The following is a 22,577-nucleotide window of genomic DNA, read 5'->3' as shown; positions in this document are numbered from 1 at the left end:
CGCGCATCAGGCCCGGCCGGGCACACCGGACTCGAACGCCGTCGCCCGCAGGTCGGCGAGCAGCGTGAGTACGCCCGCCACCTCGCGCGGATCGGCCACCCGGAACTCGGCGATCGTCTTTCCCGGCCCGCTCTTCAGCCCGAAGTCGCGCGAGCCGAGCACCGCGAAGGCATCCTCGTCGGTGACGTCGTCGCCCGCATAGAGCACCGCCGTCGCCTTGGCGTACTCCTTCAGGTGCAGCAGGGCCTCACCCTTCGTGGCGCTCCGCACCGAGAACTCGAGAACATTCTTGCCTTCGCGAACGGTGAGCCCGGCGATCTCCGCCTGGGTCTCGCTGAGCGCCTGCAGGTGGGCGATACGGGAGTCCCGCTCGGTCGCGAGCCGGGTGTGCAGGGCGAAGCCCGCGGGCTTCGGCTCGATCCAGACCTGGTCGAGGCCCGCCGCGACGTCTTCGAGCAGCTCGCTCAGCACATCGACCTGTTCGAGCTCGGCCGTGTCGAGGTCGACCGTCGCGTCGGGGGTGTCGAGCCGGAACTCGACGCCGTGCGACCCGACCAGCAGCACGGAGTCGGGCAGGTTCGCCACGTATTCGAGGCTCTCCATGGCGCGGCCCGAGATGAGGGCGACCCGCGTGGCGGGGAGGGCGAGCAGTCTCAGCACCGCTGCGCGGGCCTCGGGCAGGGCGCGGGCGTGCTGGGGATCATCCACCTCGGGCGCCAGCGTGCCGTCGAAGTCGAGGGCGACGAGCAACTGCCGGGTTCGGGCCAGCTCCGTCAGCTTCGCGACGAGTTCATCGGTATCGACGTCGATGATTCCGCTCACTTCTGCGATCCACCCGCCTCGGTGCCGGTCGGATGCTCGGTGCCGGTCGGATGCTCGGTGCCGGACGGATGCTCGGTGCCGGTACGATTCGCCCGGGCATCCGGTTGCGCCGTGCGGGCCGTCCGCACGCTCGACGACGCGTTGGCCTTCGCCTCGTCGTCGGCCGCGTCAGACAGGGCGTCGGCCGCATCGGAGGCCTCGCTCGCGCTCGGGGCGTGTGTCAGGTCGGCGAGCTCGTCGAGGAAGGACTTCGACCACCTCGCGACATCGAATTCGATCACCCGCCTGCGGAGGGCGCGCATGCGCCTGGCGCGCTCACTCTGCGGCATGGCGATCGCCTTCATGATCGCCTCCTTGAGGCCCTGGATGTCGTGCGGGTTGACGAGCAGCGCCTGCTTCAACTCGTCGGCGGCTCCCGCGAACTCGCTCAGCACCAGCACGCCGCCGTTGTCGAAGCGAGAGGCGACATATTCCTTCGCGACCAGGTTCATACCGTCGCGGAGGGCCGTGACGAGCATGATGTCGGCGGCGAGGTAGAGCGCCGCCATCTCCTCGCGGGGGCGGCCCTGGTGCAGGTAGCTGATCGCGGAATGGCTGATGGTCGAGAAGTCGCCGTTGATCCGCCCGACGGTGAGTTCGATCTCATCCCTGAGCTGCATGTACGTCTTGACGCGCTCGCGGCTGGGGCTCGCCACCTGGATGAGGCTGGCGTGAGCGACATCGATCTTGCCGTCTTCGAGCAGCTCGCCGTAGGCCTTCAGCCGGTGGCCGATGCCCTTGGTGTAGTCGAGTCTGTCGACACCGAGCAGCACAACGTCGGGATTTCCGAGCTCCTGCCGGATCTCCTTCGCGCGGGCCTGCACGTCGGGCCGGTGGGCGAGTTCGACGAAACTCTCGGTGTCGATGGAGATCGGGAACGCGCGGGCCGTGACCGTTCGCACATGCTGCCCCCGACGGGAGACCCTCGTGCGGTTCGGTCGCCCCTCGACCTCGGCGGCGTCCTCGATCGGCACCTCGATGGTGGTGCCCTTGGTCGAGAACCCGAGGAGGCGGCGCACCGCACGGCTGAAGTTGCCGGCATCCGCCACCCGCTGGAAGCCGATCACATCGGCACCCAGCAGGCCCTCGATGATCTGGGTGCGCCACGGCAGCTGCGAGAAGATCCCGTATGCCGGGAACGGAATGTGATTGAAGAACCCGATCACGAGGTCGGGACGGATCTCCCGCAGCATCTTCGGCACGAGCTGCAGCTGGTAGTCCTGCACCCACACCGTTGCTCCGTCGGCGGCCGTGGCGGCCGCCGCATCCGCGAATCGCTGGTTCACCTCGAGGTACGACTCCCACCAGTCGCGGTGGTACGTGGGCGGGGCGATCACGTCGTGGTAGAGCGGCCAGAGCGTGTCGTTCGAGAAGCCTTCGTAGTAGAACTCGACCTCGTCTGCACTGAGTGTCACGGGAACGATCGAGATGCCGTCGTGTTCGAAGGGCTCCGAGGCATCGTCGGCGACTCCGGCCCAGCCGACCCAGGCGCCTTCGCTGGCACGCATGATCGGTTCGAGCGCCGTGACGAGGCCCCCGGGTGAGCCGCGCCAGGTCTCGGTGCCGTCGTCGGCGATCACTTTGTCGACGGGCAGTCGATTGGAGACCACGACGAGGTCGTACTGGCCGGTTCGCGCCGATGTGCTGGCAGAGGAGATGACAGGATCCGTTCGATTGTCGGCGGGAGGATGCCCGCGGGCGTTCCGTCTTCACGGTACCAGCCGCCACTAATTTCGCGGAAGATCGCCCCGAAACTGGCGCAGTGTTCAGGTCGGGCGACTATCGTCAGCCCCATGATGCGTATCGGCATGAGCACTTCGTGCGTCTATCCGCTGGGGGTCGAAGAGGGCTTCCGTTGTGCGAGCCTGGCGGGCTATGACGGGGTCGAAGTCATGGTCACCCGCGATGAGGTCACCCAGTCCCCCGACACCCTGCTCGCTCTCAGCGAGAAGTACGGGATGCCGATCCTCTCGATCCACGCCCCGGTGCTGCTGCTCACGCACTTCGTCTGGGGCAGGGATCCGAAGGTGAAGCTCGAGAAGTCGGCCGACCTCGCCAGAGCAGTCGGTGCGAGCGCGGTGGTCGTGCATCCACCGTTCCGCTGGCAGTCGGGGTACGCCGAGAACTTCCTCCGCATCGTGCAGGAGACCACCGAGACCTACGGCGTCGAGATCGCGGTAGAGAACATGTTCCCCTGGAAGGTCAAGGGCTCGAGCCTTGCGGCCTACTCCCCGGGCTGGGACCCGGTGGTGATGGACTGCGCCGCCGTCACCCTCGACTTCTCGCACGCCGCGCTGTCGGGGCGGGACTCGCTCGAGATGGCCGAGGCGCTCGGACCGCGCCTGCGGCACGTGCACCTCTGCGACGGATCGGGTTCGCTCGATGAGGGCCGTGTCTTCGACGAGCACCTCCTGCCGGGGTACGGCGGGCAGCCGGTGCAGGAGGTGCTCGCATTCCTCTCGGCGAACGACTGGGACGGCAGCGTCGTCGCCGAGGTGAACACCCGCAAGGCGAAGACCGAGGAGGAACGGCTCCGGATGCTCAGGGAGACGCTCGCGTTCGGCCGGCAGGAGGCGTGGGAACAGACGCCGAAGCCGCTGAAGAAGCGCACGCAGAAGAAGGCCGAGAAGGCCGACAGGAAGGCTGTCAAGGCTCGGGCGAGGGACGCGTCGAACAAGTAGGTTGGTGTCATGCGCAAGTTCATCTTCAACAGCAGCATCATCGGAGCGATCGCGAGCGGCTTCGCCGTGATCCAGACCACGCGACGGGGGCCCCGCGACTGGCGCCTCGTTCTCATGTGGGTCAGCTGGGCCCTCACCGTCGCGCTGGCGGTCGGCAGTGTGCAGCAGGATGACCGCGAAGCCCGCGAGTTGAACGAGAAGTAGCAGGGCCCGAAGCACTCTTCCGGCGTGTCCCGACGGCGATCGGGCGGCCCAGCGGCCAGACTTGTCTGAACGGTGCGGTGAGAAGGGCTCATGATGATTGGTTGGCGGCGCAAGGCACGAGCGGAACGAGCCCGGCTCGAGGCTCAAGCGGTGCAGAACCCGATGTCGTCAGAGCGGCTCTACGAGCTTGTGAACCAGACTCTGCACGCGAACTTCGGCCCGCTCGGCTCCTACGCGATCACCCGGCGCGCGAACAGCGACACCGACGACATCTTCCACACGATGCTCGCCTCCTCGGTCGCCCACGACATCGTCAGTACCCTCATCAACCACCAGGCCGTGCCACTGGTGGCTCCCGCGCCGCTCGGGGGTTCGTTCGTCGCCGCCACCTCGGCGTTCGCGGAGACCCGCGCGCTGCCCGCACACCCCCTCGCCGCCCCAGCGGAGGCTCCTGTCGAGATTCGTGTCGGGAGCCACGCTGCTCGGGCCTTCGCTGCTGAGGCCGATCTCGCTGCACCGATCGTCAGCGCAGCGCCGGTCGCTTCGGTGGGGGCCGCCGCGGCGCCGGTCGTTTCGGTGCCGGCCGCCGCGGCGCCGGTCGTTGCGCTGGGCGCCTCCGCAGCCGAGTCAGCCGCGGAGGTGTCCGCGCCGCCGCTGGCACCCATCGTCGCCGTTCCCGTCTCGGCCGACCTCGCCGCAGCCCTCACCGTGCTCGACGAGACCGGCGAGATCGCGATGCCCGCGCCCATCGCGGCCGTGCGCACCCATCTGGTCGACGCCGGCCGGTAACTGCCACCCGCCGGACTCCGGGCAGGCAGGCGTCAGATCCGCGGCCAGAAGGTCGGACCCTCCGTGCCGGCGTGATAGTCGTCGATCGGAACCTCGTCGTGCCTCCACGCCTCCACGATGGGTGCCACGATCCGCCAGCCCTCCACCGCGGAGTCGCCCCGCACCGACAGCGATGAGTCGCCGTCGAGGATGCCCGCCAGCACTTCGCGGTACGCCAGCAGCTGCCCGTCGCCGAAGTGCGCGTCGAGGCTGATGCGTTCCAGCTCGTAGGGGTCGCCCGGGCCGTTGATGTTGATCTCGAGCGACATCTCATCCGGTGCCAGGAACACGCGCAGCACCGTGGGGTCGTTGTGCCCCTTCAGCCCCACCGGCAGCTGCCTGGCCGGCCGGAACGTGATCACGATCTCCCGGCGTCGCTCCGCCAGCGCCTTGCCCGAGCGCAGCGTGAACGGGATGCCCGCCCAGCGCCACGTGTTCACCTCGAAGGTGACCTCGGCCAGCGTCTCGGTCTCACGGCTCGGGTCGACACCCGCCTCGTCGACGTACGACGGCAACTGCCGCCCCTGCACCTCCCCCGACGTGTACCGGGCGCGCCTCGACGCCGCTATGGCGTCTCCCTGCCAGACCTGAGTGGCCCGCAGCACGAGCTGCTTGGCGTCGCGCAGGTCGTTCGACTGCAGTGTCGACGGCGGCTCCATCGCCACGACCGCCATCACCTGCAGCAGGTGGCTCTGGACCATGTCGACCAGCGCACCCGCCTTGTCGTAGTAGCGCGCGCGGCCCTCGAGCGCCAGCTGCTCGTCGTAGATGATCTCGATCTTCTCGATGTGCTCGGCATTCCAGACCGGCTCGAAGATGCGGTTCGCGAAACGCAGGCCCAGGAGGTTCAGCACGGTGGACCGGCCGAGGAAGTGGTCGACCCGGTGCACCTGCTCCTCGGGCACCAGCTTCAGCAGCAGCTCGTTCAGGGCGATCGCGCTCTGCTCGTCGGTGCCGAACGGCTTCTCGAGGGCGAGCGTGAGGCCATCGGGCCGCTTCACCGACGCCAGCGCCTCACAGGCCAGTGCCGCGACGGCCGGCGGAAGCGCGAAATAGATCGCGGGCACACCGTCGCAGGCATCGAGGATCATCTGCAGGTCATCCGGCTTCGTGACGTCGGCCTGGAAGTAGTGCGAATCCTTCAGGATGCCCGCGACCGTCTCGCCCGAAGCGTTCACTTCAGCGAAAGAGGTGGTGACGACCTTGTGCCACTCCTCATCGGTCCAAGCCTCTGTGCCCGCTCCGATGAGGGTCAGGCGGCGGTCGGGTTCGGAGGTCAACAGCTGCGCGAGGCCGGGCAGCAGCAGCCGGGCCGAGAGGTCTCCGGATGCTCCGAGAATGACGAGGGTGCCGATCAACTGACTCATGTGCTCACCCTAGATCACGGCGCCGGGAGGCCGCGTGAGGCTGCGCGGTTCAGACCAGCGGATCGGTCGGCGAGACCGCGGGGGGCGCGGGGGCGACCGGCGCAGGGGCGACCGGCGCAGGATCCGATTGCGGCGCAGGATCCGACGGCGGCGCCGGATCGAACGGGAGCGGATCGGCCGGCACAGGCTCGGCCGGTTCGGGATCGAAGGGGAGCGGGTCGGGAGCGACGGGATCCGACGGCGCCGGATCGGCCGGAGCCGGATCAGCCGGAGCCGGGTCGGCCGGTGCGGGATCAGCGGGAGCGGGATCAGCAGGCTGGGGATCGGCGGGCACCGGCCCCGTCACGCCTCCGCCACCCGGTGTCGTCTCCCCCGCGGATCCGGAATCCGCGCTTTCCACTCCGCTTTCCGAGCCGGCGCCCGAGGTGAAGTCGATGGCCGAGAAACCCGATGCCATTGTCGACCCGCTGGCAGACGGTGCGGCATCCTGCCCGCCAGCGGCAGGCCCGCCACCAGCAGGATCGACACCACCGGCAGGCACAACAGGTGCGGCAGAGGCCGCCGAATTCGCGTCAGCGGAACCGCTCGCAGCCCCGGGCTCGGACGGCGGGGCGGTCGCGGCACCGCCGGCGCCATCCGCTCCCGGCACCGCGCCCGCCGTCGCCGCCACATCGACCGAGGCCTCGACGGCGGGCTGGCGCGGAGCGGTGCGATCGAGCGCCAGGCCGCAGAGCGTGGCGGTGCCGGCCACAGCCACGACCAGGCAGACGCCCAGCGGCACGTTCCGGTGAAGGCGCAGCCTGGCGCGCCGGCCTCCTGACCCGCTCTCCCGGACGATCCCCATGGCCCGAGCTTACGTCGGCCCTCCCCCGGCAGGCCAGAGGACGGCCGGGGAATTTACCTGCGCGTCACGCGGGGATGACGTTGCTGCCCGCCAGCGCCGCGTACCAGTGCGCGCTGTCCTTCGGCAGCCGCTCGAGCGTGTCGTAGTCGACGCGGACGATACCGAACCGCCGGGAGTAGCCGAGGCTCCATTCGAAGTTGTCCATCAGCGACCAGACGAAGTAGCCCCTCAGATCGACTCCCGCGTCGATCGCTCGGTGCGCCGCGGTGATGTGCCGGCGCAGGTAGTCGATCCGCAGATCGTCGTGCACAGCGCCATCCGTCACCGTGTCGGCGAAGGCCGCCCCGTTCTCGGTGATCATGAGCGCCTGGTCCGGGAACTCGTCGCGAAGAGACGTCAGCAGGTCGAGAAGGCCCGACGGGTCGATGTTCCAGCCCATCTCGGTGTACGGCCCGGGCTGCACCAGGAACTCGATGCGCTCGGCTCCGGGCCAGGGCGACCCGCCCACGTTCTGGTGGCCGTCGGCGCTCTCGCGGGGGCTCACGCCGTCCCACACCGCGACGGTCACAGTCGAGTAGTAGTTGACGCCCAGCACGTCGATCGGCTGGTTGATGAGCGGAAGGTCGCCGTCCTCGACGAACGACCAGTCGGTGACGCCTTTGGTGTCGTCGAGCAGGTCGTCGGGGTAGGCACCCTCCAGGAGCGGTCCGGTGAAGGCGCGGTTCGCGAGGGCACTGATTTGGCGCGCCGCCTCCGCGCCGGAGGGGCCGTGGCCGCGGATGCTGTGCAGATTCAGGGTGATGGAGAACTGCGGATCGTTCGTGACGACCTCGCGGAGCGCCAGCACAGCCAACCCGTGGCCGAGGTTCAGGTGGTGAACGGCCTTCAGGGCGCCCTCTGCCGACATGATCCCCGGGGCGTGGGCGCCCGAACCGTAGCCGAGATACGCCGAGCACCACGGCTCGTTCATGGTCGTCCAGGTGTGCACGCGGTCACCGAACGCTTCGCCCACGATGCGTGCATAGTCGGCGAACGCCTTGGACGTGGATCTGGACAGCCAGCCGCCCTCGTCCTCGAGGGCCTGCGGCAGATCCCAGTGGTAGAGCGTCGCCACGGGCTTGATCCCGCGGGCGAGCAGACCGTCGATGAGCCGGCCGTAGAAGTCGAGGCCCGCCTGGTTCGCCGGCCCGCGCCCGGTGGGCTGGATCCGTGGCCACGCGATCGAGAACCGGTAGGCCTGCAGGTTCAGGGACGCCATCAGGTCGAGGTCTTCGTCGAGCCGGTGGTAGTGGTCGTCGGCGACGTCGCCGGTGTCCCCGTTGAGCACCTTGCCGGGGGTCTTGCTGAAGGTGTCCCAGATGGACGGGCCGCGCCCATCCTCGTCGAAGGCACCCTCGATCTGGTACGACGCCGTTGCCGAACCGAAGGTGAAGCCGGCGGGGAACTGCAGCCCGGCGTCGCGGTAGTCGGCGTCGCCGGCGGTCACGGGAATATCTGTGGAAGCGCTCTCATTCATGAGAACACCGTATCTCAGTGCACGAAGGCTACGACAACGAGAATCGCCGTGACGGTGCTGAGGAGGGACAACCCGCCCACGGTGACGGCCCGCTTGAGGCCGGCGTGGGGATCGGTCGCTCGAAGGATCTCGGTCTGTGTCATAGCGGTCTCCTTTGACCGTCGGGGTGTGCGTACGAAGAACGCGTGACACCACTATAAGACGCTTGTGGTGCACCCCCCGGGACTTGAACCCGGAACCCACTGATTAAGAGTCAGTTGCTCTGCCAATTGAGCTAGAGGTGCATGGCCGGCCGATGTGAACCCGGCCGAGGACAAACACTAGCATGAGTCTGGCGGGCCCGCGAACGGGGCCCCACGACCACGAGAGAGACGCACTGTGAGCGACACTTCAGAACGACTGACCGCCGGCCTCGAGGCTCCCGACTTCACGCTGTCCGACGAGAACGGGACGGATGTCTCGCTCTCCGGTCTTCGCGGCCAGAAGGTCGTCGTCTACTTCTACCCGGCCGCGAACACGCCGGGGTGCACGACCCAGGCCTGCGACTTCCGCGACAACATCAACTCGCTGAAGGGCGCCGGATACCAGGTGCTCGGCATCTCGAAGGACTCCCCCGATGTGCTGAAGGGTTTCGCCGAGGCGCAGGGGCTCAACTTCCCGCTGCTCTCCGACCCCGACCTCGCCGTGCACAAGGCGTATGCGGCGTACGGCGAGAAATCGCTCTACGGCAAGACCGTCACCGGGGTGCTCCGTTCGACGTTCGTGATCGACGAGAACGGTGCTGTCAGCCTGCCGCTCTACAACGTGAAAGCGACCGGCCATGTTGCGTCGCTCCGCAAGAAGCTGAAGATCGACGCCTAGTCCTGTCGGCGGGTGGCCGCGACGACCGAGGGCGACAGCAGCAGGGCGACGCCGAGAAGCGAGACCACCAGCAACGGCCATCCGTCGACCGGCTCGGCGAACAGCCCCTGGAAGATGCAGATCGCCACAATCACCTGCAGGATCTGCCAGGTCAGAGCGGCGCCGCGCGTCCACGGCCTCAGCCGGTAGACCCCGATCGCGATGCACAGCACCCAGACGCCCGCCGCCAGCACCAGCACGATGAGGGCGATTGCGGTGGCATACGATGCGGGCTCGGCGAGACCGAGCTCGGCGATCAGCCACGCACCGATCGCGAGCACCGCGAGGGCCTCCACGAGCAGGAGCACTGCGAGCAGCACCAGCAGTACGGGCCGCCTGAACGGTGCTTCCGGATGCTCGGCAGAGCCCGGTCCGCGCACGTCTGACTGATCGCTCATATCTCCACAACCCAGAAAATCCTTGATTTGCCTCTACCAGTATGCGACCATATTTGAGGTCGATTGTTGCTCACAATGTCGTGGGGGTGCGACGTGAGAGTAATCCCTATGCACCCGATGCTGGTCTTGGCGTGCCGTGGTTCATCCACAATTCGCGTCCTCTCCCGCTGCTCGTCGTCTGAACCCGAATCTTAGGTCGCTCGACCGAGGCATACGCATTACCCCAAAGGAGTACCCCGCATGGATTGGCGCGACAAGGCCGCATGCCTGACTGCAGACCCCGAACTGTTCTTCCCCGTCGGCAACACCGGCCCGGCAGTCGACCAGATCGACAAGGCGAAAGCCGTCTGCGCCCGATGCACCGTCACCGAGGTCTGCCTGCAGTACGCCCTCGAGACCGGCCAGGACTCCGGCGTCTGGGGTGGCCTCAGCGAAGACGAGCGCCGCGCCCTGAAGCGCCGCGCCGCTCGCGCACGCCGCGCCTCGTAGGTCTCACGACGAAGGACTGACCGGATTCCGGTCAACCACTGGAACCCTCCCTCCGCCCGGCCACAGCCGGCGGGTGGAGGGTTTCAGCGCTTCTTCAGCCAGCGGAACGGGATCTCTATCGTCACGACCGTTCCGCTTCCCACCATGGTGTGCCAGTCGATGATTCCGCCCAGTTCGCCCTGGATGAGGGTGCGCACGATCTGGGTGCCGAGCCCCGAACCGACCTTGCCCTCCGGCAGACCGGATCCGGTGTCCCGCACCTCGACGGTGAGCGTCTCCTCCGACCGCGAGGCGACGATCTCGACCTGACCCTCCTGGCCGGCGAGCCCGTGTTCGACCGCATTGGTGACGAGCTCTGTGAGAGCCAGCGCGAGAGGTGTCGCGTATTCACTCGGCAGCACGCCGAAGCTCCCGCTGAACTTCGGATGCACGGTCGTGTTGTGGGCCGAGGCAACCTCGGTGACGAGCATGAGCACGCGCTCGAAGACTACGTCGAAGTCGACCTTCTGGCTGAGCCCCTCCGAGAGCGTGTCGTGCACGACCGCGATCGCGGCGACGCGGCGCATGGCCTGCGAGAGGGCATCCTTCGCGTCGTCGGAGTGGGTGCGACGGGCCTGGATGCGCAGCAGCGACGCGACCGTCTGCAGGTTGTTCTTCACCCGGTGGTGGATCTCCCGGATGGTCGCATCCTTGGTGATCAGCTCACGCTCGTCGTGGCGCAGCTCGGTGACGTCGCGGCACAGCACGATCGCGCCGAAGCGCTGGCCACGGGTGCGGAGAGGGATCGCGCGGAGCGACACTGTCACACCCTTCGCATCGATGTCTGTGCGCCAGGGCGCCCGCCCGGTGACCACGAGCGGAAGCGACTCGTCGACGACCAGTGTGCCGTTCAGGAGGATCGTCGTCACCTCGGCCAGCGCCTGGCCCTCGAGTTCCTCGGTGTAGCCCATGCGGTTGAACGCTGACAAGCCGTTGGGGCTCGCGAAGGTCACCATGCCGTCTGCGTCCAGCCGGATCAGGCCGTCGGATGCGCGGGGAGCACCCCTCCGTGGACCTGTGGGGGCACCGAGGTCGGGGAAGTCCCCCGCCGCGATCATCGCGAAGAGATCGTTGGCGCACTCGTTGAAGGTGAGCTCCTGGCGGCTCGGCGTGCGCGCCTCGCTCAGGTTCGTGTGCCGGGTGACGACCGCGATCGGGTTGTCTGTCGTCTTCATGTCGGTGTGAGAGAGCCGCCGGAGCACCGGTACGGCCCGCACACGGGTCGGCGTCTCCTCGTACCAGTCGGGAGCCGCGGTGTCGACGATCTGGGCGCTCTCGAAAGCGTCGGTGACCTGCTTCCGCCATTCGGCTTTGACGGCCTGCCCGACGAAGTCGCGGTAGAAGAGAGTCGCGGAACTGGATGGCCGTGCGTGCGCCACCGCGACGAAGCTGCCGTCCTTCGACGGAACCCACAGCACGATGTCGGCGAAGGCCAGGTCGGCGAGGAGCTGCCAGTCACCCACGAGGAGATGCAGCCACTCGACGTCGGCTTCGGTGGAATTGCCCTGCGCGAGGACGAGATCGCTCAATGTTGACACGCCTCTAGCCTACGGCTCCCCGGCTGAGTGCTCTGCGACGTCGCACACGTCCTCCACAGGGCCCGGCCTCAGCGCTTTCTTTCCACAGAGCAGGGGCCGCTCTGGACACCTGTGGGTTCCCCTGCTTTCATGACAACACCCGAACCTGATAAATGTTCAGTCGTCGCGGTTCCCGCCAGCAGACCCAGCTGTCGTGCGCCGTTCGACCAAATCCACCGGAGCCGCACACCATGATTTCGTTCCCCGCAGTCGTCGACCTCATCGACACCGATCAGCCGTTCACCGAGACGCAGAGCATCCTCGAGAGTCTGACACTGTGCGTGCTGGAGGTGCTGGCCGGGGTACGCGACCTCGACCAGGTCGCCCGCTGGGTGTCCGAAGATGTGTACCACCATCTGATGCAGCGCGTCGTTCTCTCCGCCCGGGCGCGGCAGGTGAAGGGCGAGCGGCTGATCAGGCCGACGTTCACGATCGGCAGAACGGTGCACAGCGAACCGGCGCCGGGTGTCATCGAAGGGGTGGTCATCGTTCACGGCAAGGCGCGCACCCGGGCTGTGGCGCTCCGCCTCGAACGGCTCGAGACGAGGTGGCGGGCGAGCGCGATCAACGTGCTCTGAGCGGGCCTCGACGAGCCCGGAGCGACAGAGCCCCGCCTGCGCAGGTGCATGGCGGGGCCCTGTGGATGGCGCTCGGTCTGGCCGTTACTTCTTCTTGCCCTGGCCCCGACGGTCGGCACGGTTGACCGCGGGCGGCGCTCCGACGGGCGACTTCTGGCCGAAGGCCCCGGTGGTCGTGGGCTGGCTCCGCGGAGCCTGGCCGCGGGGCGGGTTCTTCGCCGCAGGAGGCACGGGCGTCGAACCGGGAGCAAGCGGATTGCCCTCGGCCTCTGCGCGCTGGGCGAGAGCCGTGGCGGCCTGCTCGAGCTGTCCGCGCTGGTTCCGCACTTCGACTCCGCCGGAGTCGCTCGGCGCCGTGTAGCTGAGCTGCTCCACGCTGGCACTGCCGCTCTCGAGACCCTTGGCCTGCACACTCGGCGCATCCACAGAACCTGCCGGGGTGTTCACCTCGACCTCGAGGTTGAACAGGAAGCCCACGGCCTCTTCGCGGATCTGGCCCATCATCTGCTGGAAGAGCGCGAAGCCCTCGCGCTGGTACTCGACGAGCGGATCGCGCTGCGCCATCGCCCGCAGGCCGATGCCGTCTTTGAGGTAGTCCATCTCGTAGAGGTGGTCTCGCCAGCGACGGTCGATGACGGTGAGCACCACGCGCCGCTCGAGCTCGCGCATCGCGGCCTCGCCGAGCGTCGCCTCACGGTTCTGGTAGGCGATCTGCGCATCGGACAGGATCTCCCGGCCGACGAACTCCCGGCTGATCTTGCCACGGCTACCGGCTTCGGCCACGACCTCGTCGATCGAGATCGACACCGGGTAGAGCGTCTTCAGCTCGGTCCACATGGCGTCGAAGTCCCAGTCGTCGCCGTTGCCCTCGCCCGCGTGGGTCTCGAGCACGTCTTCGACGACGTCCTTCAGGAACTTCTGTGCACGCTCGTGCAGGTCGTCGCCTTCGAGGATGTGGCGGCGGTCACCGTAGATGGCCTCGCGCTGCCGGTTCAGAACGTCGTCGTACTTCAGCACGTTCTTGCGGATCTCTGCGTTCCGGCCCTCGACCTGCGACTGGGCGCTGCGGATGGCGCGCGAGACGACCTTCGACTCGATCGCGAGGTCGTCGGGCACATTGCCCCGACCCATCAGGCTCTCCGCGGCTCCGGCGTTGAACAGGCGCATGAGGTCGTCGGTCAGCGAGAGGTAGAACCGGCTCTCACCCGGGTCGCCCTGGCGACCGCTCCGACCGCGCAGCTGGTTGTCGATGCGGCGCGACTCGTGACGCTCGGTGCCGAGCACGTAGAGACCGCCGGCCTCGACGACCTTCTCGGCCTCCTCCTCGACACCCGACTTGACCTCGGCGAAGACGTCGTCCCACGCGGCCTCGTACTCGTCGGGGGTGTCGACCGGGCTGAGACCGCGGGAGTTCATCTCCGTCACGGCCAGGAACTCGGTGTTGCCGCCGAGCATGATGTCGGTGCCGCGCCCCGCCATGTTCGTGGCCACGGTGACCGCGCCGAGTCGACCGGCCTGGGCGATGATCGCGGCCTCCCGTGCGTGGTTCTTGGCGTTCAGCACCTCGTGCCGCACGCCCTTCTTGGCCAGCAGGCGCGAGAGGTACTCGCTCTTCTCGACGCTCGTCGTTCCGACCAGCACAGGCTGGCCGGTGGCGTGCCGTTCGACGATGTCCTCGACGACCTGCTCGAACTTGGCCTGCTCGTTCTTGTAGACCAGGTCAGACTGGTCCTTCCGCTGCATCGGGCGGTTCGTCGGGATGGCGACGACGCCGAGCTTGTAGGTGCTCATGAACTCGGCGGCCTCGGTCTCGGCCGTACCGGTCATGCCCGCGAGCTTGTCGTAGAGACGGAAGTAGTTCTGCAGCGTCACCGTGGCGAGGGTCTGGTTCTCGGCCTTGACGACCACGCCCTCCTTGGCCTCGATCGCCTGGTGGATGCCCTCGTTGTAGCGGCGCCCGGCCAGGATGCGACCGGTGTGCTCGTCGACGATCAGCACCTCGCCGTTCATGACGACGTAGTCCTTGTCCTTCTTGAACAGGGCCGAGGCCTTCAAGGAGTTGTTGAGGAACGAGATAAGGGGCGTGTTGGCGGATTCGTAGAGGTTGTCGATGCCGAGGTAGTCCTCGACCTTCTCGATACCGGGCTCCAGGATGCCCACGGTGCGCTTCTTCTCATCGACCTCGTAGTCGTCGCCGGCCGTGAGGCGGGTCGAGATCGATGCGAACTCGGTGAACCAGCGGTTCGCCTCACCCGAGGCGGGACCGGAGATGATCAGCGGCGTGCGCGCCTCGTCGATCAGGATGCTGTCGACCTCGTCGACGATCGCGAAGTTGTGGCCCCGCTGCACCATGTCGCTCGCCTGCCACGCCATGTTGTCGCGCAGGTAGTCGAAGCCGAACTCGTTGTTGGTGCCGTAGGTGATGTCGGCTGCGTACTGGTCGCGGCGTTCGGGCGGAGTCTGGCCCGAGAGGATGACGCCTGTCGTCATGCCGAGGGCACGGAAGACGCGACCCATCAGCTCGCTCTGGTAGTTGGCGAGGTAGTCGTTCACCGTGACGATGTGCACGCCCTTGCCGGCGATCGCGTTCAGGTAGGCGGGGAGCGTGGCGACGAGGGTCTTGCCCTCACCGGTCTTCATCTCGGCGATGTTGCCGAGGTGAAGGGCCGCGCCGCCCATGAGCTGAACGTCGAAGTGCCGGAGGCCGAGGGTTCGCCTCGAGGCCTCACGCACGGCGGCGAACGCCTCCGGGAGGAGATGGTCGAGGCTCTCGCCGTCTTCGAAGCGCTCTCGGAGCCGCGGTGTCTCGTCTTTCAGCTCCTCGTCTGTGAGGTGCGTGAAGTCCTCCTCGAGGGCGTTGATCGCCTTCGCGTAGTTCTCGAGGCGACGAAGCACCCGGCCCTCGCCGACACGAAGGACCTTTTCCAAAACTGAAGCCACGTTGAATCTCCTACCGAACCAGCCATGATCCAGCCGGTAATCATAGCAATACTAGTTGTCGTACCTGAGGGTCTGTCCAACGAACGCTGGGGGGTGCGGCGCCTCAGCGCCGCACCCCCCAGCTCGGTCCGTCTCCATACTGCGGGAGAGATCCCTACGAGAGAACTCCTTCAGCCTGGCGGGCATCCACGAGCAGCGCCGACGCGCTGTCATCGAGCCCGATCACTCCGTAGTCCCAGCCCTTCCGGCGGTAGACCACACTCGGCCTTCCGGATTCCGAGTCGACGAAGAGGTAGAAGTCGTGCCCGACGAGCTCCATCAGGTAGAGCGCGTCATCCACCGTCATCGGGGCCGCCGCGAAGACCTTCGTGCGGATGACGACCGGCGACCAGGCCTCCTCGACCGGATCGATCGACTCGGACTCTGCCGCACCGACCGCGGCCGGCGCCGGCTGCACGGCTCCCGTGCTCACCTGGGCGAGCACCTCGGCTTCGGCAGGCTTCAGGTCGGTGAGATTGAAGTCGGTCATCGACGCCTCACGGAGCGAGACCGGCCGGTGCTGTCCGCGGTGAACCTTCTTGCGGTCCTTCGCGCGCCGGATCCGTTCGAGGAGCTTGGCGATCGCGAGATCGAAGGCCACGTACTTGTCGCTGCCCGCGCTCTCCGCCCGAACGATCGGCCCGGGCCCGATGAGGGTGAGCTCGACCCGGTCGTCTCCACCGGAGGCGTTCGCAGAACTGTGCCGGCACACCTTGATCTCGAGGGCGAGTGCCCGGTCGGCGAGGTGCGAGACCTTCTCGGCCTTCTCGGTCGCGTAGCTCCGGAATCGATCGGTGATCCCTAGGTTTCGGCCCGTGATGTTGATCTCCATGGCAATCTCCTAGTCTCAAAAAGACGTGCCGCCCTGGAACCAAAGCGAGTTCTTCCGCGCCTTTTCCCCCACCGTAGTGCTCTGGAGCACCCCGTGTCATCCGTTCATCCCATCTGCCCCTCCCGTTCGCCCAGCGGACGCACGGTGGATGCTCCGCGGTGCTTCGGCGTGTAAGCGAGCGTCGCCGCACCCCACACCGTCGCACCCGCTGATTCCAGCGCCCTGCGGCATTCCACCAGCGTGGAACCGGTCGTGATGACATCGTCGACGACCAGGAAATGGCGCCCGTCGAGCGCCCCTGAGAGCTTGCTCCGAACCTCCAGGGATCCGCTGAGATTCGCCCTCCGCGCCTCTCTGCCGAGGCCGGCCTGGTCAACGACGGGCCGGGCGACCCGCAGTGTGCGCACGAGCGGGAGCACCCCGCGCGCCCGCGCCGCGAGAAGCTCCACCGGGTGGTAGCCACGCCGGCGGAACGCGGCGCGTGACGACGGTGTGACCGTGAGCTCGAGCACCGCGCCCGGAGGCAACCCGCCCTCGAGCTCAGCTCGCGCATCCAGGATCGCCGATTCGAGAACGCGGGCCAGAGAACGGGCGGCATCGGTTCGGCCCGACTCTTTGAACGCCGAGAGCGCCGAACTCACCACTGTGCCGTAGGGCGTGCCCGCCCACACCCGGAGCGGCGGCTCGGGAGGCATCTCGATGACGAGTGCGCACGATCGGGCGCCGGGCGGGGGCAGCGGAACAGACGAGGGCGGCAGCGACGCCCCGATCGTCTCGCTGCACACCGCGCAGAGCGCGCTGTCGGGTGCTCCGCACCCGACACACTCGGTCGGCAGCATCACGGCCACGGCTGCCGCGAGCGCCCGGCCGACGGCGGTCTTCAGGAAGGAAAGGGTTCGAAGGTTCATGGCCCCCACTCTTCCGCTGGCACCGGTGAGGGAAACGGGCATCCGTGCGATCGGTGGAGAACTCCGCCCGGCCCGGGCCTGTGGAGGAGAAGACGGGAAGCGCGATGGATCAGGTCTGCGTGGCGAGGAGCGAGACCGACTTCGCCGTGGTCTGCCAGCCGCTTCCGCGTTGCTGCTGCAGCTCACCCGTCGAGGTCAGCAGCCAGAGCCCGGTCACGTCGTTCGACCCCGCGAGGGAAGCACCGTTCGTCGGAATGCCGAGTGGCGAACTCATGCCACCGATCTCCTGCAGAACCACCCTGTCGTCACCGCCCGACGTCACGGTGAGCGACGCGACATTCGACGAGTCGACCCAGGTCGCGTCGAGGGGCGTTCCCGAGCCCGACGCGAGAGTCACCGGGTCTCCCAGCCTCTCGGGCGCCCCGGCCGAGTTGCGGATGATCGCGGCAACGATCAGCCGCGGAGCGCCGTCTGTGAGGGTGAACGCCAGTGCCCGGGTGCCGTCGCGGGAGACATCCAGCGACACGATGGAGGAGGCTCCATCCCAATCGACCGCCACCGGATGCACGGAACCGTCGCTGCCGTAGGCCTGCACCGCCTCGGGCGCGCCTGCGGGAACGGTCCACACGTACCCTGACGGGTCGAGTGTCGGAGCCAGCAGCCCTGGCCGGCTGTCGACCAGCACCGGCTGGTTGTCGCCCGACTGCACGGCGAACACGCCGGTCGCGGTACCGACCGCCAGCACCTTCGACGACGAGGTCACCGACAGAGGGGCGAGCGCCTGCACCTTGTCGCTCACCGTGGGAATGGGCACGAGCGCACTGCTGCTGAGGTAGCCGAAGGCCCCCGACTGCAGCACGAGCGCCTTCGAATCGACCCGCGGCGCGAACACCGGGGCCACGCCCGCGGGAATGGCGAGCAGGGCCTGGTTGACAGTGATCGCGACCGCGGCGACAGACGCCACCGACCCGAGCGAGGCATCGAGCTGTGCCTGCATCCGCTGCTGCGCCTCCGGCGTCTGGGTGAGCACCTGATTCGACAGGTCGACGTTCGCCTTGCCCGACGACACCACCACAGACGACGTCTCGGTGCCGTCCGGGAAGGCGGTGACGACAGCGCCCTGTCCGAGCCACGCCGTGGGGCCCGCGAGGAGGGCCTTGACCACGCGCGTACCGGTCGTCTCGTCTTTCGGGAACCACCGCACATCCGGTACCAGGTAGGTGTATGTCGGATCGTAGAAGTAGAGGGAGTGCGAACTGAACACCTGGTTGAACCGTGTCTGTTCGAGGATGATGCCCGGGTTGGCCAGGTTGATGCGCCACTGGCCGTCTTCCTGCGTGAACTGGAACGGGATCGTCACGGCCGCGGTCGACGAGTTCTCGACGTAGTCCCCCATACCGTCCACCTCGGCCTGCGGAGTCACACTGACGCTCATCGCGGTGTCGGACTGGGTGGTGAAAGAGAGTTGTCCCGCATCGATCAGAACGCCCGCGTTCGGATCCCACTGCTTCTGGAAACCCGTGGAGAGGAAACTCCGAGCGACCGCGTAGTCGTTCTGCGGGCTCGCCGCGGCCTGCAGGAACCCGTTCAGGATCTGCGTCTGGTTCGCATCAGGCACCGGCCCCGGCGGCAGCAGGATCACGTCGATGTCGTCGGGTGCCGAACTCGCGGGCTGGGCGTGCACTCCCCCGCTGTCGGGGATGCCCGTGCATCCGGAGACCGCGAAAACGGCGGCGACGGCCACCGCCAGCACGGCTGTCGCCCGCAGGCGCCCGGCCCTCACTGGATCTCCCCGTATGGCTGGCCCGCGTCTTCCGGCGGCAGCGGCAGCGGCGACGTTCCGGCGGAATGCCCGTGGATGCGCGGCAGCGTGAGGCGGAAGCAGCTGCCCGCACCGCTCTCGGACCACACCTCGAGCGCACCCCGGTGAAGAGCTGCGTCTTCGAGCGAGATCGCGAGGCCGAGGCCCGTGCCACCGATGGTGCGCTTTCGGGAGGGGTCCGCCCGCCAGAAGCGCTCGAACACGCGCTCGGCCTCGTCGGGGCTCATGCCGATGCCGTAGTCGCGCACCGCCACGGCGATGGAGGACACGTTGCTGTCGACCGAGACCACGATCGGCCGCCCCTCGCCGTGCTCGATCGCATTGCCGAGCAGGTTGGTCAGGATGCGCCGGATGCGGCTCGCGTCGAGTTCGACTTCGACATAGCCGCCGGGGGCGAAGACACGGATCTCGGAGCCCGCCGAGGCGGCCAGCGGCTGCATCTGGTCGACCGCGTCCTCTGCCAGGCGCACGAGGTTGGTCGACTCGACGTTCAGGTCGGCGGATCCGGCGTCGAACCGGCTGATCTCCAGCAGGTCTCCGAGCAGCATCTCGAAACGAACCGTCTGGGTGTGCAGCAGCTCCGCGGTGCGGCCGATCGCCGGTTCGAAGGTGTCGCGTTGGTCGTAGAGCATGTCACCGGCCAGTCTGATGGTCGTCAGGGGCGTGCGGAGTTCGTGCGAGACATCCGACACGAATCTCTGCTGCAGTTGGGAGAGTTCGGCGAGCTGGGTGATCTGCCCCTGCATGCTGTCGGCCATGCCGTTGAAGGAGCGCGCCAGCGTGGCGAGGATGTCGTCGCCCTTCTCGGGGATGCGCACCTCCAGCCGGCCCGCAGCGAGCTGCTCGCTGGTCTCGGCCGTGATGCGGATGGGCTCGATCACCAGCCGCACGATCACCCAGGCCACCACAGCGATCAGGAGAGTGAGCAGGAGGCCGGCGATCCAGAGCGTCTGCTGCACGAAGCTGAGGGTCTGGCCGGCGTCGGCGAGGTTGTAGCCGAGATAGAGCTGGTACTGGCCGGCGCTCGGGATGGTGAGCGGGGTCCCCACGATGATGCCCGGGTCGGTGCCACCGGTGCTGTTCGGCAGCGCCACAGACTGCCAGTACTGGGTCTGGGTTCCGTCGCCGCCGGTGACCTGGCCCTTCAGGGAGTCGGAGATCAGGCCCTTGGCATTCAGAGCGGGGCTCGCGAACGGCAGGAACGAGGTGGTTCCCTGGTCGTTGCCCGGCGCTGTGAGGATGGCGATGAGGCGCGACGACGAGGATGACGTGATCTTCGACTGCGCGGAGTTCAGCAATGTGCTCACCGAGGTCTCCGACGTGGAATCGGAGGCATCGAAGATGGTCTGGGCGGCCTGGGCGGCCTGGTTGGAGTCGGCGAGCACCTGGTTCAGGCGCGAATGGAACAGGTCGTTGCCGATGCTGACCGAGGTGTAGATGCCCGCGCCCAGCAGGGCGACCGTCGTGAGGGCGATGGTGATGACGATCGTGCGGAACTGCAGCGACTGGCGCCAGGCGCCCCGCAACTGCCGCGGCCAGGCGCGCCACTCCCTCGCCAGGAAGGGTCCGATGTGGCTCCGGCCCTGCCGGGCATCCGCCGCCGTCACGTCAGGGGGCCGTCACGTCAGATGACGGCGCCGGCCCGGTAACCGACACCCCGCACGGTCATGACGATACGGGGGTTGTCGGGGTCTTCCTCGACCTTCGCCCGCAGCCGCTGCACGTGCACATTCACGAGCCTCGTGTCGGCCTTGTAGTGATAGCCCCAGACCTGCTCGAGCAGCATCTCGCGGGTGAATACCTGCTGGGGTTTGGAGGAGAGCGCCTGAAGCAGGTCGAACTCGAGCGGGGTGAGGTTAATGCGACCGGCGCCCCGGCGAACCTCGTGCCCCTCGATGTCGAGCTCGAGGTCGCCGATCCGGAGCACTCCGCTGGTGGGGGCGTTCACGGGGTTCTGTCTCAGCCTGGTGCGGATGCGCGCCACCAGTTCCTTCGGGTTGAACGGCTTCACGATGTAGTCGTCGGCGCCGGACTCCAGCCCCTTCACCACATCCATCGTGTCGGATTTCGCGGTGAGCATGATGATCGGCACCCCCGACTCCGCCCGGATCTGGGCGCACACCTCGATGCCGTCGAGCCCCGGGAGCATGAGGTCGAGCAGCACCAGTTCCGGTTTCGACTGCTGGAACGCGGCGAGCGCCTCGGAGCCGTCGGCACAGAAGATCGGCTCGAAACCCTCGGTCTGCAGCACGATGCCGATCATCTCGGCGAGCGCGGGGTCGTCATCGACCACGAGTATGCGAGCATCCATGCTGTAGAGGATAGTCGAGCGGGCCCGGGGAGGGCTGCGAGGCAGTCCCCTCCGGGCGTTCAGTGCCCGTTCGAGCTGTCGGGGTGCCTGCCGTCACCGTCACGATGTTCCCCATGGACGACATCACTGCGTCGTCCAAGTGAGTTTTTGTCGCGAACGGACACCGTGGGGGCCATGTGGCGCACTTTCCGCCGGGATGCTCGCTCGGCGGTGTGCGAGCATTGACCGGTGAGCGAGAACAACGATGGATGGGCGGCGGGGGTTCCGCCTGTCGAAGCGCCTCCGGCTTTCGGTCGACAGTCACCCCTGCCGTACCCTCCCGAGCCCCAGCCGGGGCAGCCGTACCCGGGGCAGCAGCAGTACCCGGGGCAGCCGGGGCAGCAGCAGTACCCGGGGCAGCAGCAGTGGGCGCCGCCGCCGAAGCCGGGGCTCGTGCCGCTCCGGCCCCTCAGCTTCGGCACACTGCTCGGAGCGCCGTTCCAGGTGCTCCGCCGAAACCCCCGGGCGACGCTCGGCAGCGCCCTGATCATCCAGTTCGCGATCGGTCTCGTCACTGCGGTCATCGTGGGTGGCGCCGCGCTGCTCGCGTTCACGCGGGTGGATTCCGCCTCGGCAGCCGACTACGACTCCATCCAGGCCGGATCGACGGCGATCGTGCTGCTCAGCACCCTGATTCCGCTGGCCGTCGCCCTCATCACGAGCGCCCTGCTGCAGAGCATCCTGGTCATCGAAGTGTCGCGGGAGATCCTCGGCGAGAAGCGCCGGCTGGGCGAACTCTGGCGAGCCGCTGCCCGCCGCATCTGGCCGCTCGCCCTCTGGACGCTCCTGCAGGCCGCCGTCGCGGTCGTCGTGCTGGGCGCCGTGGTCGGCGTGATCGTGCTGCTGACCTTCATCGGCACGGTCGGGGCCGTGCTGGCGGTGGTGTTCGGCATCCTCGCCTTCCTCGCCCTCGCGGTGCTGGCGGCCTGGCTCACGACGAAGCTGTCGCTCGTACCCTGCGTCATCGTGCTCGAACGGGCCGGTGTGCGGGCGGCGATCGCCCGGTCGTGGCGGCTGACCGACCGGTACTTCTGGCGGACGCTCGGCACCGAGTGGCTCGTCGGTGCGATCGTGTCGGTGGCGTCGCAGGTGGTCGTCCAGCCGATCAGCCTGATCTTCGGGCTCGGCGTCGGCGTGCTTGCACCGAACGGAACGGATGGCTCGGGGTTCCCGTCCGACATACTGCTGATCGGCGGCCTCTACCTGGTGATCGGCGTCATCCAGCTCGTGTTCGGCGCGATCAGCTCCGTGGTGCAGGCGGCGACGGTGTCGGTCATCTACGTCGACCTCCGCATCCGCAAGGAGGGGCTCGATCTCGAACTGATCCGGTTCGTCGAGGCCCGGGAGAGCGCGCGCCAAGACGCTGACGAGGATCCGTTCCGGGTTGCCGGGCGGGCCTGAGGG

General features: G+C 67.8%; 21 protein-coding genes and 1 tRNA gene. 7 read left to right on the top strand and 15 right to left on the bottom strand.

What is annotated here, in order from left to right; genetic code table 11:
* Nucleotides 1-6 precede the first annotated feature (6 nt).
* Together otsB and B7R21_RS04525 are read right to left on the bottom strand one after the other, a co-directional pair.
* Nucleotides 7-822 (bottom strand): trehalose-phosphatase, encoded by an 816-nt coding sequence (gene otsB / locus B7R21_RS04530; protein ID WP_253259632.1) that lies wholly within the window; start codon nucleotides 820-822, stop codon nucleotides 7-9.
* Nucleotides 819-2,519: an alpha,alpha-trehalose-phosphate synthase (UDP-forming) gene (locus B7R21_RS04525; RefSeq protein WP_116282053.1), complete on the bottom strand. Its 1,701-nt coding sequence runs from the start codon at nucleotides 2,517-2,519 to the stop codon at nucleotides 819-821. The genes otsB and B7R21_RS04525 overlap by 4 nt, the downstream gene beginning before the upstream one ends.
* Before the next feature lie 135 nt (nucleotides 2,520-2,654).
* Here B7R21_RS04525 and B7R21_RS04520 point away from each other — a divergent pair, with 135 nt between their 5' ends.
* The 3 genes from B7R21_RS04520 to B7R21_RS19985 all read left to right on the top strand — a co-directional run bounded on the left by B7R21_RS04520 (nucleotide 2,655) and on the right by B7R21_RS19985 (nucleotide 4,535).
* Nucleotides 2,655-3,542 (top strand): sugar phosphate isomerase/epimerase family protein, encoded by an 888-nt coding sequence (locus B7R21_RS04520; protein ID WP_116282052.1) that lies wholly within the window; start codon nucleotides 2,655-2,657, stop codon nucleotides 3,540-3,542.
* Nucleotides 3,543-3,551: 9 nt separating this feature from the next.
* A complete protein-coding gene (locus B7R21_RS04515) occupies nucleotides 3,552-3,746 on the top strand; it encodes a hypothetical protein (protein ID WP_116282051.1) in 195 nt (64 codons plus the stop codon).
* A 90-nt stretch (nucleotides 3,747-3,836) separates the two neighbouring features.
* The gene (locus B7R21_RS19985; RefSeq protein ID WP_172592051.1) at nucleotides 3,837-4,535 is read left to right on the top strand and encodes a hypothetical protein; all 699 of its coding nucleotides are present in this window, start codon (nucleotides 3,837-3,839) and stop codon (nucleotides 4,533-4,535) included.
* Nucleotides 4,536-4,567: 32 nt separating this feature from the next.
* Here B7R21_RS19985 and B7R21_RS04510 read toward each other — a convergent pair whose 3' ends face one another.
* The 5 genes from B7R21_RS04510 to B7R21_RS04495 all read right to left on the bottom strand — a co-directional run bounded on the left by B7R21_RS04510 (nucleotide 4,568) and on the right by B7R21_RS04495 (nucleotide 8,585).
* Nucleotides 4,568-5,941, bottom strand: coding sequence for a glucose-6-phosphate dehydrogenase (locus B7R21_RS04510; protein ID WP_116282050.1), 1,374 nt, complete (start codon nucleotides 5,939-5,941; stop codon nucleotides 4,568-4,570).
* A 49-nt stretch (nucleotides 5,942-5,990) separates the two neighbouring features.
* On the bottom strand, nucleotides 5,991-6,785 hold the full coding sequence (locus B7R21_RS20865) for a hypothetical protein (protein WP_147305800.1): 795 nt from the start codon (nucleotides 6,783-6,785) through the stop codon (nucleotides 5,991-5,993).
* A gap of 64 nt (nucleotides 6,786-6,849) precedes the next feature.
* A complete protein-coding gene (locus tag B7R21_RS04500; protein ID WP_116282048.1) occupies nucleotides 6,850-8,301 on the bottom strand; it encodes a GH1 family beta-glucosidase in 1,452 nt (483 codons plus the stop codon).
* 14 nt (nucleotides 8,302-8,315) lie between these two features.
* Nucleotides 8,316-8,444, bottom strand: coding sequence for a hypothetical protein (locus tag B7R21_RS20860; RefSeq protein ID WP_301182550.1), 129 nt, complete (start codon nucleotides 8,442-8,444; stop codon nucleotides 8,316-8,318).
* Between the two features lie 65 nt (nucleotides 8,445-8,509).
* A tRNA-Lys gene (locus B7R21_RS04495) sits at nucleotides 8,510-8,585 on the bottom strand.
* Nucleotides 8,586-8,679: 94 nt separating this feature from the next.
* Between B7R21_RS04495 and bcp the strand changes: the two genes are divergently transcribed.
* Nucleotides 8,680-9,162 (top strand): thioredoxin-dependent thiol peroxidase, encoded by a 483-nt coding sequence (gene bcp, locus B7R21_RS04490; protein ID WP_116282047.1) that lies wholly within the window; start codon nucleotides 8,680-8,682, stop codon nucleotides 9,160-9,162.
* Here bcp and B7R21_RS04485 read toward each other — a convergent pair.
* Complete coding sequence (locus tag B7R21_RS04485; protein WP_116282046.1) at nucleotides 9,159-9,599, bottom strand: hypothetical protein; 441 nt, start codon at nucleotides 9,597-9,599, stop codon at nucleotides 9,159-9,161. The two genes, bcp and B7R21_RS04485, sit on opposite strands and share 4 nt — an antisense overlap.
* A 240-nt stretch (nucleotides 9,600-9,839) precedes the next feature.
* Here B7R21_RS04485 and B7R21_RS04480 point away from each other — a divergent pair, with 240 nt between their 5' ends.
* On the top strand, nucleotides 9,840-10,088 hold the full coding sequence (locus B7R21_RS04480) for a WhiB family transcriptional regulator (protein ID WP_055808652.1): 249 nt from the start codon (nucleotides 9,840-9,842) through the stop codon (nucleotides 10,086-10,088).
* Between the two features lie 83 nt (nucleotides 10,089-10,171).
* Here the strand turns inward: B7R21_RS04480 and B7R21_RS04475 are convergent, their stop codons facing one another.
* The gene (locus B7R21_RS04475) at nucleotides 10,172-11,665 is read right to left on the bottom strand and encodes a sensor histidine kinase (RefSeq protein WP_116282045.1); all 1,494 of its coding nucleotides are present in this window, start codon (nucleotides 11,663-11,665) and stop codon (nucleotides 10,172-10,174) included.
* A gap of 230 nt (nucleotides 11,666-11,895) precedes the next feature.
* Here B7R21_RS04475 and B7R21_RS04470 point away from each other — a divergent pair, with 230 nt between their 5' ends.
* Nucleotides 11,896-12,282 carry an Rv3235 family protein gene (locus B7R21_RS04470; RefSeq protein WP_116282044.1) on the top strand — a complete coding sequence of 129 codons (387 nt, stop codon included), beginning with the start codon at nucleotides 11,896-11,898 and terminating at the stop codon, nucleotides 12,280-12,282.
* A gap of 84 nt (nucleotides 12,283-12,366) precedes the next feature.
* Here B7R21_RS04470 and secA read toward each other — a convergent pair whose 3' ends face one another.
* From secA to mtrA, 6 genes are all read right to left on the bottom strand, one after another.
* Nucleotides 12,367-15,222 carry a preprotein translocase subunit SecA gene (gene secA, locus B7R21_RS04465; protein WP_116282043.1) on the bottom strand — a complete coding sequence of 952 codons (2,856 nt, stop codon included), beginning with the start codon at nucleotides 15,220-15,222 and terminating at the stop codon, nucleotides 12,367-12,369.
* A gap of 154 nt (nucleotides 15,223-15,376) precedes the next feature.
* The gene (gene hpf / locus B7R21_RS04460) at nucleotides 15,377-16,093 is read right to left on the bottom strand and encodes a ribosome hibernation-promoting factor, HPF/YfiA family (protein ID WP_116282042.1); all 717 of its coding nucleotides are present in this window, start codon (nucleotides 16,091-16,093) and stop codon (nucleotides 15,377-15,379) included.
* Between the two features lie 104 nt (nucleotides 16,094-16,197).
* Nucleotides 16,198-17,001 (bottom strand): ComF family protein, encoded by an 804-nt coding sequence (locus B7R21_RS04455; protein ID WP_172592050.1) that lies wholly within the window; start codon nucleotides 16,999-17,001, stop codon nucleotides 16,198-16,200.
* A 109-nt stretch (nucleotides 17,002-17,110) separates the two neighbouring features.
* Nucleotides 17,111-18,784 (bottom strand): LpqB family beta-propeller domain-containing protein, encoded by a 1,674-nt coding sequence (locus B7R21_RS04450; RefSeq protein ID WP_116282040.1) that lies wholly within the window; start codon nucleotides 18,782-18,784, stop codon nucleotides 17,111-17,113.
* Nucleotides 18,781-20,430, bottom strand: coding sequence for an MtrAB system histidine kinase MtrB (mtrB, locus tag B7R21_RS04445; RefSeq protein WP_253259630.1), 1,650 nt, complete (start codon nucleotides 20,428-20,430; stop codon nucleotides 18,781-18,783). The genes B7R21_RS04450 and mtrB overlap by 4 nt, the downstream gene beginning before the upstream one ends.
* Before the next feature lie 17 nt (nucleotides 20,431-20,447).
* Entirely contained in the window at nucleotides 20,448-21,134 is a 687-nt protein-coding gene (gene mtrA / locus B7R21_RS04440; RefSeq protein ID WP_116282039.1) for an MtrAB system response regulator MtrA, read from the bottom strand.
* 228 nt (nucleotides 21,135-21,362) lie between these two features.
* Between mtrA and B7R21_RS04435 the strand changes: the two genes are divergently transcribed.
* Entirely contained in the window at nucleotides 21,363-22,574 is a 1,212-nt protein-coding gene (locus tag B7R21_RS04435; protein WP_147305799.1) for a hypothetical protein, read from the top strand.
* Nucleotides 22,575-22,577 lie beyond the last annotated feature (3 nt).

It is taken from the genome of Subtercola boreus (genome assembly GCF_003399625.1).
GTDB classification, from domain to species: Bacteria; Actinomycetota; Actinomycetes; order Actinomycetales; family Microbacteriaceae; genus Subtercola; species Subtercola boreus_C.
Note: the sequence above shows the minus strand (reverse complement) of the source record. Positions and strands in the feature narration are given on the sequence as shown.

Excerpts from the sequence above, each read along its gene's own strand:
- B7R21_RS04520 (WP_116282052.1), top strand. The coding sequence starts at position 2,655 with ATGATGCGTATCGGCATGAGCACTTCGTGCGTCTATCCGCTGGGGGTC.
- B7R21_RS04485 (WP_116282046.1), bottom strand. The coding sequence starts at position 9,599 with ATGAGCGATCAGTCAGACGTGCGCGGACCGGGCTCTGCCGAGCATCCG.
- B7R21_RS04480 (WP_055808652.1), top strand. The coding sequence starts at position 9,840 with ATGGATTGGCGCGACAAGGCCGCATGCCTGACTGCAGACCCCGAACTG.
- B7R21_RS20865 (WP_147305800.1), bottom strand. The coding sequence starts at position 6,785 with ATGGGGATCGTCCGGGAGAGCGGGTCAGGAGGCCGGCGCGCCAGGCTG.
- B7R21_RS04510 (WP_116282050.1), bottom strand. The coding sequence starts at position 5,941 with ATGAGTCAGTTGATCGGCACCCTCGTCATTCTCGGAGCATCCGGAGAC.
- B7R21_RS04455 (WP_172592050.1), bottom strand. The coding sequence starts at position 17,001 with ATGAACCTTCGAACCCTTTCCTTCCTGAAGACCGCCGTCGGCCGGGCG.
- B7R21_RS19985 (WP_172592051.1), top strand. The coding sequence starts at position 3,837 with ATGATGATTGGTTGGCGGCGCAAGGCACGAGCGGAACGAGCCCGGCTC.
- mtrA (WP_116282039.1), bottom strand. The coding sequence starts at position 21,134 with ATGGATGCTCGCATACTCGTGGTCGATGACGACCCCGCGCTCGCCGAG.
- B7R21_RS04470 (WP_116282044.1), top strand. The coding sequence starts at position 11,896 with ATGATTTCGTTCCCCGCAGTCGTCGACCTCATCGACACCGATCAGCCG.
- B7R21_RS20860 (WP_301182550.1), bottom strand. The coding sequence starts at position 8,444 with ATGACACAGACCGAGATCCTTCGAGCGACCGATCCCCACGCCGGCCTC.
- B7R21_RS04500 (WP_116282048.1), bottom strand. The coding sequence starts at position 8,301 with ATGAATGAGAGCGCTTCCACAGATATTCCCGTGACCGCCGGCGACGCC.
- hpf (WP_116282042.1), bottom strand. The coding sequence starts at position 16,093 with ATGGAGATCAACATCACGGGCCGAAACCTAGGGATCACCGATCGATTC.
- B7R21_RS04515 (WP_116282051.1), top strand. The coding sequence starts at position 3,552 with ATGCGCAAGTTCATCTTCAACAGCAGCATCATCGGAGCGATCGCGAGC.